Below are 12,328 nucleotides of genomic sequence, written 5' to 3' on the forward strand. Positions count from 1 at the left end.
ACAAAAATTATTTCACGAGTAACGTCTTAGTAATAACCCGATGGATATTTCTGGGTGGGTTAAGCCGGCGATTTTCACCTTTCAGGCGCTCTAGCTTCAAGGTGTGTGCCATGCAGCCTTCCGGGCCGTGCCAGGCCTGACTATTACGCCCGACCATTGGTTGTGATACAAGATTGTACGTTCTGAATATAACTGCAATAATTCCAGCTTTCTTAGGGCACATACCGCAGATTCCTACAGGCGAGTAAGTGCGTTGCAGCGGGATATTTGTGTCTATTACTACATTGCATAGTCCTTCTCGTCTTCAACCAAGCGATGTTTGCGAAGCAAAAGTTGTCGTATTGATGTGTACGTACAACGGCCAGGCATTCCTTGCAGAGCAGCTTGACTCGTTTGAACGGCAGACCCATTCCAACTGGACGTTGATGGTGTCGGACGACGGTTCTCAGGATGGAACCCTTTCGCTGTTGGAAGACTACGGTCGCCGCTGGGGTCATGCTCGCCTGGGAATAATGATGGGGCCTAAGAGAGGATACGCTGCCAATTTCCTCTCGTTGACCTATCGAGTGGATGATGCAGATTTCTTTGCCTGGTCCGATCAAGACGACATCTGGAGCGAGGACAAGCTGGAGGTGGCGCTGGCGTGGTTGCGAACCGTGCCAACCCATGTGCCTGCGCTTTATTGCGGTCGTACTCAGTTGATCAGCGAAACGGGCGTGCATCTCGGCTATTCGCCGCGTTTTCGACTCGCTCCCGGTTTTGGCAATGCACTGGTTCAGAGTATTGCGGGGGGGAACACGATGGTTTTCAACAAAGCCGCTCGTGCGCTGTTGTGCGAGGCGGGCTACGACCTGAGTGTGCCTGCTCACGACTGGTGGCTTTATCAGTTGATCTCGGGGGCAGGCGGACGTGTTCACTATGATCCGCAGCCTAAGATGAAATATCGTCAGCATGCTGAGAATGTGATTGGTAGTAATGCTGGTTGGGCGGCACGATTAGTTCGATTGCGGATGGTTTTTCAAGGGCGTTTCCATGAATGGAATGACCAGAACATCCGGGCCCTCGATGCCATGCAACACCGTTTGTGCAAGCAAAATCAAGGGACGCTTGAGTGCTTCAAGCAAGCACGGACGCAGACCGTCTTTCGCAGAATCTCTGGCGTCTGGTTGGCGGGACTTTACCGGCAAACCCTGCTGGGGAATTTGGGGCTTCTGCTGGCAACTATAATGAAGAAGCTCTGAATTCTCTCGAGCGTAAATCCGCACATTCAGCGGATGAGCTTTGGTCAGCACGTCGTTGGCGACGGCCAATTTTCGGTGATTTTCGAGGGCGCTACGCTCTGCTTTTGCGATCATAGATAGGCACTTGAGTGCTAGAACTGTCCCGGTCCCTGTTTTCAAGTTAGCCAATATTAGAGTGTTCGATAATGCATCCAGTTGACGCGAATAAAAATGTAGTGATCGTTCTGGGGATGCATCGCAGTGGCACCAGCGCTATCGCTGCGGGGCTTGAGCAGCTCGGCCTGAGCATGGGAAGTTCTTTGTATCAAGGCGACGAATGGAATCCCAAGGGGTATTTCGAAGAGCGCCAGGTTGTCGAGTTCAATAACAGGCTGCTTGCCTTGCAGAACTGCCGCTGGGACTCCCCCTTGCCTCCAGTGTTGGGGAGTGGAGGGCAATGGGAGGCATATGTCGGTGAAGCTGTCGAGCTGGTCCGAGGTTTGTTTGGCGACGCGCCTGCCTGGGGATTCAAAGACCCACGGATGTGTCAGTTGGCCCCTTTTTGGGGGAGAGTGTTCTCGCAGTTGGAGGTCAAGCCGCAGCTGATGTTAGTGGTGCGTCATCCAGCCGAGGTAGTGCATTCGCTGGCTCGACGTGATGGCATTTCCGTTGAGCGTGGGGCCTGGCTGTGGATGACACATTTGCTTGGGGCCTTGGAATACTTAGATAACGCTGAAGACATGCGATTTTTCGCATTCGATCATTTGCTTTTGCAACCGGCCGACTTTCTTTCAGACGTCGCGAGCTGGCTTAAGTTGACACCCGCCCAAGACACCGTTGAGCGCTTCGCCGGCGACTTCATTGCACCAACATTATCCCATGGCTCGGACGCCCGACATCTGAGCCTCCCGGGGCTAGTTCTGAGAGCTTATGAGGCTGTGCATGGTGCTATCGAGGAGGGCATGACCCCCAGGGCCTTTCGAGAGAGTGCTCAGTGGATTCGTATAACATCTGAATTTCAGCGTGATATCATCCCGAAACTTTTGTCAGTACAAGCGTTTTACAAGGATGATCGGCAGCTTTCGACCTTAGAGTCCCGAATTGTTGCTTTGAGTGAGGGATTGGCAATGGCTGAAAAATTGGCAGTCGAACGTCTGGATGAGATGCAGAGACTCGATACTCAGCTTATTCAGACCAGTGATGCTCTGGCCCGCGCTGAACTGATTGTGTTGGAACAGCGGTCGACGCTTGAGTGTGCAAACGAGCAGCTCGGTAGCGAGCCTGTCGACCAGGCCACGGGCGCGCACTCGCCGTTGGCTGAATCTCAATTTCAGCGAGAAGCATCAGCGCAAATAGAAGCGCTTGATTGCCGTCTTCGCGACGCCGAAACACTTGCGGTTGAGCGTTTGGAGCACATAAATAGGCTTGATGCCCAATTGAGTCAAACCAGTGCCGCGCTTGACCGTGCTGAGCACATCGTGTCGGATCAACAGGCTGCGCTCGAGCGTCAAAACGACGCCTATACTCTGTTCCGTGGGGCTGAGTTGATCGCGATTGAACGTTTGGAACATATACAAAAGCTCGATGCTCAGTTGATCGAAATGAGTGCCGCGCTTTCCCGCGCCGAAGGCATCGTCGTTGAGCAACAGCAGGCATTCCAGCAAAGAGATGCGATGCAAGCAGGCTTACTGGAAGCAGAGAGACTTGCTTTTGAGCGTTTGGCAGAGATGCAGAAACTCAATGCTCAGCTTATCCAAACCTCGGATGCTCTGGCTCACGCTGAACGAATCGTACAGGAGCAACAGGACGCGTTGGAACGCGCATATTTACTGGTATCGCGTAGAGAGATGACGCCAGTAGGTGTAGCGGAGTCATTGCAAAACGCGACGCTGGACCCTCAAATTAAGTAGGTGGCTTTGGCTTATGTCAAAGAACCGTTGTGGTAGTGAGTTGATAGTGGAACCGATATACATGGATGTAGTTGATCCCAGCCTGCAGTATGGCAGCACCCAAGAAGTACTATCGACAACGTTAATCTGTCAGACAGACCATCTCGTACGCCATCCCCATGGCCTGTTCGGATTCGGATGGGCTCTGGATCATGAACATGTAATTGTTCAGGCCTACCTTCATATGCATTTTGCGGGGGGGCGGCTTGAGCGCGTTGCAGTATCTTTGGGCCGGTCGCGGGAAGACGTTGCCGCAGCGTTCCCTGGTAACGCCCAGGCGGCCAACTCTGGTTATATGGTAATCGCCGGGTGGGGAGCTGAGGCGCCCGAAAGGTGTGAACTCGTTTTTGAAATGCGCGCTGGCGTGATAGCTCGTCATGAGCTTGCTTTGCCAGCACACGACGCAGTGCAAAGTACTGAAGTGTCGCAGAGTCTGTATCTCGCTAAGCGAGCCTGGGCCTATCTGCGTCGAGGAAGTATCAAGACGCTGGTCAGAAAGTGCCTTCGATATCGTGGGCGAAACCCTACGCTGGTGAACTCTGACGAGACTGCTCTCGCGGCACGTCTGAAAAACCGCCCATGCCGCCTGGTGATCGATCATTCGATGGGAGGCGGAGCCAATCTGTTTCGCGAGCGCGTGGTTACTGATTGGCGATCCTCGGGCGATACCGTGATATTGCTTAGTTTTCGCGTTTCTTCCATGCAGACTTTTGTGGAAGTACGAGACCGCAGCGGAACCTATTCATGCCAATTGCCCAGCTTGGACAGCTTTGTCGAGTTGCTGGTGCGCATGGATCTTAAGCAAGTGTTTTTCAACTGCGCCGTATCTTTTCCGCATCCGCAAAGCCTTAGAACGTTCATGCTGGCGTTGAAGCAACGGACCAATGCCAGCCTGATCGTGGCCATACATGAGTACTTCCTTGTTTGCCCTTCGCATTTCCTGCTCGACGATGGTGGGCAATATTGCGGCATACCGTCTGTGTCGCGCTGCAATGCCTGTTTGAGCAATCATCCGGACGGATTCGTCTCCCTAACGGGGGAGCGCTCGATCGTACGTTGGCGTGAAATGTGGGGAGAGCTGCTGGATGCGGCCGACGAAATTCGCTGCTTTTCACAATCTTCTTGTACGTTACTTGAGCGTGCCTACCCGGGGATCGGGGGACGCGCGAAGCTCTTTCCTCATTATGTGGAGCCCCTTCGCGAAGTTAGCGTCCCCGCACCGCCGCGAAAGTATCTGACGATTGGAGTAATAGGTTCGATCTCCCACCACAAGGGCGCAGGCATCCTGCAAGATCTGGCGGCGGCGATTCATCAAGTGGGCGCGCCGGTGCGAATCGTCGTCGTGGGAAGTGTCGACGCGCCATGCCACCCGGAAGTGGTGAAAGAAACAGGCCCCTATGCACAAGACGATTTACCCAAAATCGTTGAAAAGCATGGCATCAGCATGGCTTTTCTGCCTTCAATTTGCCCTGAAACATTCTCATTTGTCGCGCATGAAATACTGTCGATGAAGCTACCGCTGATCTGCCTGGACCTGGGGGCTCAAGCTGACCTGGTTCGCAGTCTTGAAACCGGCTATATCGCGACGCGGCAGGATGGCCCAAGCTTGCTTGAGGATATCCTGGCTTTTGAGCGTTCTCTTCACCCTTTAAGTATTAAGGTCATTTCTTGAAAAAAATACACGTTTACACCAGTGCCGCCTGTAACTACATTCCGAAAGTTCGAGCATTGGTAGAGTCGATCAAAAAATTCCATCCTGATTGGGTCGTGCATTTGGCTCTGTCGGATGAAGTGCCCGCCGGTCTGGATCTTTCCGCAGAGCCGTTTGATGAAATTCACCCGATCAGCAGCCTGGATATTCCGAATGCAAATGGCTGGGCGTTTTGTCACACGATCGTAGAGTTGTCGACAGCCATCAAGCCGTTCCTCCTGGCACGACTGCTTGATCGTCCAGATTGTGCCGGGGTCATCTACCTTGATCCAGATACTGTACTTTTTTCACCTCTGCATGATGTGCTGGAAGCTATCCAGCATTCAAATATCGCTCTGACGCCTCACCAGGTCACTCCAGAGCCAACGTTAGCCGCCATCATGGATAACGAGATCTCCAGCCTGAAACACGGCATTTATAACCTGGGCTTCCTTGCCGTTGCGCCAACGGAAATAGGTAAACAGTTCGCGAGATGGTGGTCAGACCGTCTTTATTATTTCTGCCGCGCTGAAATTCACAACGGCTTGTTTACTGATCAGCGTTGGATCGATCTGGTACCGGCTTTTTTCGAGGGTGTATGCATCCTGCGAACTTCGCGTCTGAACGTCGCCCCGTGGAACATTACAACTCGACAAATTACAGGTGAATTACCGGATAACGTCATGGTGGATGGACAGCCTCTCGGCTTCTATCACTTCACAGGGTTTGACAGTGGTGCGCATCGGACCATGGCGTGGAAAAACGCAGCTAACCAGCCAACGGCGCATGCGTTGATCAAATGGTATACGGAGACTATTGCTGACCTGGGCAAGGATCCTTTAAGCCAAGTGCCGTGGGCGTTCTCTCGTTTTGCAGACGGTACTGCTATTCCCAAGGCTGCACGCCTCATTTATCGAGAGCGACTGGACCTGCAGCAAACCTTTCCTGATCCTTTTGCAACCGAAGGCGGCGGTTACCTCGCGTGGTGGGAATCCCAGGGGCGTGTGGAGTTCCCGGCACTTTTTGATCCAGCCACTTCTGCAGCGGAGATGCTTCGGGTGACGTCTGCGTTGACGCCGGGTTATCAAGCAGGTGGGGTACCGGTTGTCTTCAGTTCCAGCCGTGTGCGTGAGCATTTGGGCCAAGTACTGGACGACCCTCGTCACGGAGTGTTGTTGGCCAAGCGTGCGTGGGAAGTGCTTCGCACGGAAGGTGTTCCAGGATTCATGAAGCGTATTTCCCGATGATTCTGCCCGCTGAACAGGACTGGACGCAATGTCAATTATAGATGTTAACCAACGGCGCGCCGTGACAAGTCAAAGCAAGTTGTCTGCGCTGGTGACTGTCAATTCGAGCCCTGTGAGCCGCCTCGTTGTTTTGCTCACCTTCGTTCTTGCATGCGCTGCCATTGCGATACATGCCCCGGGGCAGATGTCGATGGACACGAGCATCCAACTTTACGAAGCCAGCCTAGGGCAGTCCGTAAGTTGGGGGCCGCCGTTCATGTCGGCCCTGCTCAGGTGGATGGGGGGTGGGGAGCTTTCGGCTGCGTTGTTTGTGATGATCAATTCGGTTCTTCTTTATGGGGCCTTTGCCGTTGTCACCTTAACAATGCTGCAAGTGCGCGCTGCTCAAGGCCTTAATACTATCCCTACATGGCGGGTCGTTATTGCGTTCTTGCTGATCATAAATCCGATTGTTTTCATTTATGTGGGAATTGTCTGGAAAGATGTGCTTTTCGCGTCATTGTTAACAGCGGCGTGTGCATTTGCGATCGCGGCAACCGTAGGTTCGCCTCTGCGTCGTTATTGCTGTATCGGCTTGTCGATAGTCTTGCTAGCTGCCGGATACCAGGCTCGTCAGCAAGGGGTTTTCATGGCACCGATCCTCTTACTGTCACTTATGGTCGCCGTTTATTCCTTCAGGCCGACTAAGAAAGTTCTGGCTTCGTCAGTGATCATTGTTTTATTCGTGAGTGTTGTTCTGGGCATTCAGCACCAGGTCGCATCGTCGGTGAAAGGCGCCGGTGATCGCGCCAGTTCTGTGGGCTTTCGCAGCATCATACAGTTTGATCTTGCCGGCATTGTCAGTAACTCAAAGCTTCCCCCTGCCGAGATGGCACTCCCTGTGACGCAAGAGCAGCTTTCTGCAATCAAGTCCGCCTACGACCCGGCCAGGATTGACTTTCTTGATCTGAATCCGGTTGTTCGTGCTTGGTTCGCTTCCATACCCAGCGAAACGCTCCGGCATGAATGGTGGGTGATGGTGAAGCAAAATCCGGGCGCCTATTTGGAGCACCGTGTAACGACCTACGCGACTTTGCTGGGGCTACGAGGACTAAATGGCACTCTGCCGGTCTTTGTCGGAGTTGAAGGCAATCCTGAGTACCTGACTGCAGTCCATGTGAGGCCAGGAACCACGTCAAGAGCTCAAGTAGTTTATGACATGGCCGTGTCTTTTTTCAGTTGGCCGATTTACCGTCACGCTTTCTGGATGTTGTCGCTTATAGTGATTGTGGCTGTGGGCGCGCTCAAGATTTCTCCGGGGCCAGTTAAAGCGATTGGTGGCGTGATTGCACTGGCCACAGTCTTGATGTACGGGTCCTTTCTACCGACGAGCATTGCTTCGGATTTCAGGTATTTATTTGCGACGATACCGTTAGTCATGATGTTGGGCTTGATCCTGTTGTTCGGTGCCGGTGAAAAGAGAGTCGCGGAGGGTGAATGACAAACCGATGGCAACGCACTGTGCATTCAAACGTCCAAGTCTGCCTAAGATGAATATCAATTCGGTTTCTCATTGCTGAGCAGCCCGCCCAGCGGTTTCGTCAAATCACTGGGTCTTTTAATCTCGGCCATAGGCTGTCTTATACGTGTGACCCCAAGACGGCCTATCCAAGCTCCGCTCGGAAAGGTTAAACGTCAGGTTTGAGGAGAGCCATTATCAATACCTATATGGAATACGATCTGCAGGGCGACGTGAGAGGTAGGCCATGAATCCTCATGCCCCCCAACCGATTACGATTGGATCACTGCTACGTAGTTTGTGGGTGAATCGCCAGCTTATTGCTCAAATGACAAGGCGAGAGGTGATCGGTCGCTATAAGGGATCATTCCTTGGTTTGGGGTGGTCGTTTCTCAATCCCTTACTAATGCTCGCGGTGTACACCTTTGTCTTTTCTGTTGTATTTCGTTCACGCTGGGGGATAGCGGAGAGTGGCGGCGAGGAAAGCAAGGCGATGTTCGCCGTTGTGCTATTTGTCGGTATGATCGTGTATGGCTTGTTTGCTGAGATACTTAATCGCGCACCCAGCTTGATTGTCGGTAATGTCAATTATGTGAAAAAAGTAGTTTTTCCTCTTGAGATCTTGCCCGTCGTTGCCGCCTGTGCAGCGCTTTTTCATGCACTGGTTAGCCTGACGGTCTGGCTAATGGCATACACATTACTTATTGGTGTGCCTCACTGGCACGTGCTGTTTCTTCCTCTTGTACTATTTCCGTTATTGGTCCTTGCGTTAGGACTTGCATGGTTTCTTGCAGCCCTTGGCGTTTTCTTGCGGGATGTCGGGCAAACAGTGGCCATTATCACCACCATGATGATGTTTTTGGCGCCGGTGTTCTTTCCCGTCAAAAACCTCCCGCCGGAATTTCAACCGCTTATCATGGCGAACCCCCTGACATTTATTATTGAACAATCTCGCGATGTTTTAATCTGGGGGAAAATGCCGGATTTCATGGGGTTGCTTAATTACTTTATTGTCGCGCTGGTGATGTTCTGGGCAGGGTATATCTGGTTCCAGAAAATGCGAAAAGGATTTTCTGATGTGCTCTGATATTGCGATAAAGGTAAATGCTGTTAGTAAGTGCTTTCACATTTATGACAATCCGCGTGATCGCTTTCTGCAAATGTTTAATGGTCGACGAAAACAATATTTCAGAGAGTTCTGGGCGCTGCGTGATATTTCTTTTGTTGTAAGAAAAGGTGAGACCGTTGGCATCATTGGTCGCAATGGCAGTGGTAAGTCTACCTTGTTGCAAATTATTTGCGGAACGCTAACGCCGACCGCTGGAGATGTTCAGACTTCTGGGCGAGTAGCTGCATTACTTGAGTTAGGTTCAGGGTTCAATCCAGACTTCAGTGGGCGCGAAAATGTCTATATGAATGCCGCAGTGCTTGGCTTGTCGCGGGAGGAAACAGACGCTCGATTTTCCCAAATCGAGGCATTCGCAGAAATAGGCAATTTTATTGATCAGCCGGTCAAGAGCTATTCCAGCGGCATGATGGTGCGCCTTGCTTTTGCGGTGGCGATTAATGTTGATCCGCAAATTCTCATCGTTGACGAAGCATTGTCAGTGGGCGATGAGCTGTTTCAACGTAAGTGTTTTGCTCGAATTGAAGCGATTAAAGCCAACGGTGCGACAATCCTCTTTGTATCGCATTCCGGCAGTGCCGTTGTTGAGCTGTGTGATCGCGCTATTCTTTTGGACAATGGTGACAAGCTTACGGAAGGTGCTCCCAAGAATGTAATCGGGAAATATCAAAAGTTGCTTTATGCTCCTGCCGAGAAGGTTGAGGGTATTCGTGCAGCGGTGAGCGCTGAAGGGGATGTATCGCTGTCGACGTTGAATTCAATCGCAGGGGCGAATGCACACGCCTCCTCGAAGAATACTACGGATGACGTTGAGGAATTTTACGACCCCCATTTGAAATCCCAAAGTGAACTCGCCTATGAATCCCATGGTGCAGTCATTAATTTGCCGCAGATTGTTAATCTGGCAGGCGAGCCGGTTAATTGCCTGGCGCGAGGGAGAACCTATCGCTATACCTATAAAACTGATTTTTCCGTTGCGGCAACCGGTGTGCGTTTTGGCATGATGATTAAAACACTGGCTGGCGTCGAGTTGGGGGGCGCGGCCACCGCGACCAGTCCTCAAGACGCGGTCAGCTATGTATCGCCCGGAACCATCATTCAGGTTGAGTTTGCCTTTGAGTGTAATCTGAACCCAGGGACGTATTTTGTGAACGCAGGCGTGTTGGGATCAGTCAACGGAGAGGAAACATACCTCCATCGGCTACTGGATGCATGCTTGTTCCGAGTGCTGCCAGTGACTGAGCAGTTAGCAACAGGCGTCATAGATTTTAAATGTGTTTCTGATGTACTAATCTCCAGCAGTGAAAGCGTTTAGCACATGAATAATCAACTTTTAATGAGTCCTTTTTAATGGTTAATAATTTGGTGTTTCAAGCGTCTAGCGTCAGTGCCGACGCCAGAGCCACGATGAAAGGGCAGAAGCCCTTAGTATTGTGGTTAACCGGCCTGAGTGGCGCGGGGAAAACTACCGTTGCCAACGCAATTGAAATTGCTTTGGTTGAACGAGGTCGACACACTTTCTTGATCGACGGCGACAATGTTCGCCTAGGGTTATGTCGGGATCTAGGCTTCAGCGACGCTGATCGTGAAGAAAATATCCGGCGTGTTGCGGAAGTGTCACGGTTGTTCGTCGATGCAGGACTGATTGTGATTACCTCGTTTATCTCGCCATTCGAGCGGGATAGAGCGCTTGCGCGCGAAGTTATCGGTGCGGATGCATTTATGGAAATATTCATTGATGCGCCGCTTTCCGAGTGCGAACGCCGTGACCCGAAGGGGCTTTATGTAAAAGCCCGTAAGGGATTGATCAAGAAATTTACCGGTATCGACTCTATCTACGAAGCGCCTCTCGCGCCAGATATACACCTCAACACGTTGAACGATGATGTAGCAACGGTGGTTTCTACGGTGATGACTTATCTGGATGAGCGCGCGTTGGCGTAGATAATGTGGCGCGGGCTCAGGACTTCACGATTACAGTAATGCCTAGCATAATAATTGCTACGCCGACGAAATACTGTGGTTGAAAGCGTTCTCCAAATACAAAGTGACTGCCTATGGGGACCAAGACGAATGCCAGCGCCATCAACGGGTATGCCTTGCCTAAATCAATTTTTTGCAATACCCATATCCAGGCTATTGTAGTGATTCCGTACAGTGCAAAAGCTGAAAACAAGGTGATCAATGTTTTGGTATCAAACCAACTGCCACTTTGATGAACGGAAAGGGCACTAAGTTTAAATAGGATTTGTCCGGTCGCAATGCCGATGACACAGGCAAACGCTATCAGGTAAATCATGAGCGTTGGTCCCTTTTAGGCAGTATGTGTTTCTTGCGTAACACGTGGAAGGCTCGCCGTGGCGAAGAAGAAATATCATGGCCTATGAAGGCCAGTAGAAGCTGGAAGCCGATTATAACAGGCAGTGCAGACAGCATGACCGTGCCGGCAGGGGTCGGGACATTTTGCTGCAACGACTCTATCCAGTGGCTAATTCCAAACGTTGAGCCGGTGGTCAGCAAGATAAGACCGAAAGGCAACTCTATCGATGCCAGCGACATGCCGCGGAGATAGTAGTTGTAGAAGATACGTTTTCCAAAGTTTCGAATATGCTTAAGTAAAAACTCTCCAATCACCTTAGACACTTTAAGGTTGCTGACTTCATCTTCATACTTTGCGTCCATAGGGATGTCGATCACCACAGCGCCCAATGTGTTAAGACGGAATAGCATGTCGGTTTCAAAGAAGTAGCGCTGGCTAATCTTGTCAAGCGGAAGGTGTTTGGCTACTTCGCTATGTATAGCCGTGTAACCATTTGTCGGGTCAAACAGTTCCCAATAGCCGGAGGACAGTTTTGTCATAAATGACAGTACAGCGTTTCCGAAAAGCCGAATTTTCGGCATTTCGGATATTTTTTCCAAATTGAAAAAACGATTGCCTTTGGTGTAATCGGCGTTGCCTGCGATGATAGGGGATACAAAGTCACTGATCAGGCTTGGGTCCATTTGGCCATCACCGTCAATTTTGACGATGATATCAATTCCATCTGCGATAGCGGCCCGGTAGCCCGTCATGACTGCACCGCCAACGCCCAAGTTGACAGGGTTACGCAACACGATTACCCGTTCGTCTGTGCAGTGTTGAATGACGAAGTCGCCTGATCCATCCGGGCAGCAGTCGTCAACGACGTAGATCTTACAAACTTCCGGCCCGATCAACCGAATAACTTCTAAGATGTGGCTCTTTACTTTATAGCTGGGAATCAGAACCGCTATTTTCGTCGTTTGATCTGACACGCGAGTGCTCCATCTCTCATGTAAAAAATAAAAGTGAGACTAGCATACTCACTTGTGATGAAGAACCGTTGGGTGTGATTAAATTGGTTGTCGTCTGATACAACGCTTGATTGAACGAGAATAGGGTCTACTCATTTGTAAATGGCAGCGGGCGTCAGAGTGCTTGATCATTTGGTCGAGAGGAAGGTGTGGTTGTGACGGAGCGCTGGTCTGTTGAAAATTGACACCTTGCAGGCGTTGGAAGGGATTTTACGAGGAGATCTCTCGTAAGGGATAATCGAGTCGCTGGTTCATGAAGGAGCAG

Annotated in this window: 10 protein-coding genes; 8 read left to right on the forward strand and 2 right to left on the reverse strand. The window is 51.1% G+C overall.

The window, feature by feature from the left end; translation table 11 throughout:
- Nucleotides 1–269 precede the first annotated feature (269 nt).
- The 8 genes from BMZ57_RS01095 (at nucleotide 270) to cysC (ending at nucleotide 10,674) form a co-directional block, all read left to right on the forward strand.
- Complete coding sequence (locus tag BMZ57_RS01095) at nucleotides 270–1,241, forward strand: glycosyltransferase family 2 protein (protein ID WP_029529069.1); 972 nt, start codon at nucleotides 270–272, stop codon at nucleotides 1,239–1,241.
- 185 nt (nucleotides 1,242–1,426) lie between these two features.
- Nucleotides 1,427–3,130 carry a sulfotransferase family protein gene (locus BMZ57_RS01100; RefSeq protein WP_010208578.1) on the forward strand — a complete coding sequence of 568 codons (1,704 nt, stop codon included), beginning with the start codon at nucleotides 1,427–1,429 and terminating at the stop codon, nucleotides 3,128–3,130.
- A gap of 61 nt (nucleotides 3,131–3,191) precedes the next feature.
- Nucleotides 3,192–4,841 (forward strand): glycosyltransferase, encoded by a 1,650-nt coding sequence (locus BMZ57_RS29425; RefSeq protein ID WP_175439676.1) that lies wholly within the window; start codon nucleotides 3,192–3,194, stop codon nucleotides 4,839–4,841.
- The gene (locus BMZ57_RS01110) at nucleotides 4,838–6,106 is read left to right on the forward strand and encodes a glycosyl transferase (RefSeq protein ID WP_069673228.1); all 1,269 of its coding nucleotides are present in this window, start codon (nucleotides 4,838–4,840) and stop codon (nucleotides 6,104–6,106) included. Before BMZ57_RS29425 ends, BMZ57_RS01110 begins: the two co-directional genes overlap by 4 nt.
- A gap of 28 nt (nucleotides 6,107–6,134) precedes the next feature.
- The gene (locus tag BMZ57_RS01115; protein WP_069673227.1) at nucleotides 6,135–7,586 is read left to right on the forward strand and encodes a hypothetical protein; all 1,452 of its coding nucleotides are present in this window, start codon (nucleotides 6,135–6,137) and stop codon (nucleotides 7,584–7,586) included.
- Nucleotides 7,587–7,851: 265 nt separating this feature from the next.
- Nucleotides 7,852–8,691 (forward strand): ABC transporter permease, encoded by an 840-nt coding sequence (locus tag BMZ57_RS01120; protein ID WP_038453610.1) that lies wholly within the window; start codon nucleotides 7,852–7,854, stop codon nucleotides 8,689–8,691.
- Nucleotides 8,681–10,045, forward strand: a complete 1,365-nt coding sequence (locus BMZ57_RS01125; protein WP_175439675.1) for an ABC transporter ATP-binding protein — start codon at nucleotides 8,681–8,683, stop codon at nucleotides 10,043–10,045. The genes BMZ57_RS01120 and BMZ57_RS01125 overlap by 11 nt, the downstream gene beginning before the upstream one ends.
- A 35-nt stretch (nucleotides 10,046–10,080) precedes the next feature.
- The gene (cysC, locus tag BMZ57_RS01130) at nucleotides 10,081–10,674 is read left to right on the forward strand and encodes an adenylyl-sulfate kinase (RefSeq protein WP_010208590.1); all 594 of its coding nucleotides are present in this window, start codon (nucleotides 10,081–10,083) and stop codon (nucleotides 10,672–10,674) included.
- Nucleotides 10,675–10,690: 16 nt separating this feature from the next.
- Here the strand turns inward: cysC and BMZ57_RS01135 are convergent, their stop codons facing one another.
- Together BMZ57_RS01135 and BMZ57_RS01140 are read right to left on the reverse strand one after the other, a co-directional pair.
- The gene (locus BMZ57_RS01135; RefSeq protein WP_010208592.1) at nucleotides 10,691–11,029 is read right to left on the reverse strand and encodes an EamA family transporter; all 339 of its coding nucleotides are present in this window, start codon (nucleotides 11,027–11,029) and stop codon (nucleotides 10,691–10,693) included.
- Nucleotides 11,026–12,024 carry a glycosyltransferase family 2 protein gene (locus BMZ57_RS01140; RefSeq protein ID WP_045791755.1) on the reverse strand — a complete coding sequence of 333 codons (999 nt, stop codon included), beginning with the start codon at nucleotides 12,022–12,024 and terminating at the stop codon, nucleotides 11,026–11,028. The genes BMZ57_RS01135 and BMZ57_RS01140 overlap by 4 nt, the downstream gene beginning before the upstream one ends.
- Between the last annotated feature and the right edge of the window lie 304 nt (nucleotides 12,025–12,328).

The organism is Pseudomonas simiae, from assembly GCF_900111895.1.
GTDB lineage: Bacteria > Pseudomonadota > Gammaproteobacteria > Pseudomonadales > Pseudomonadaceae > Aquipseudomonas > Aquipseudomonas simiae.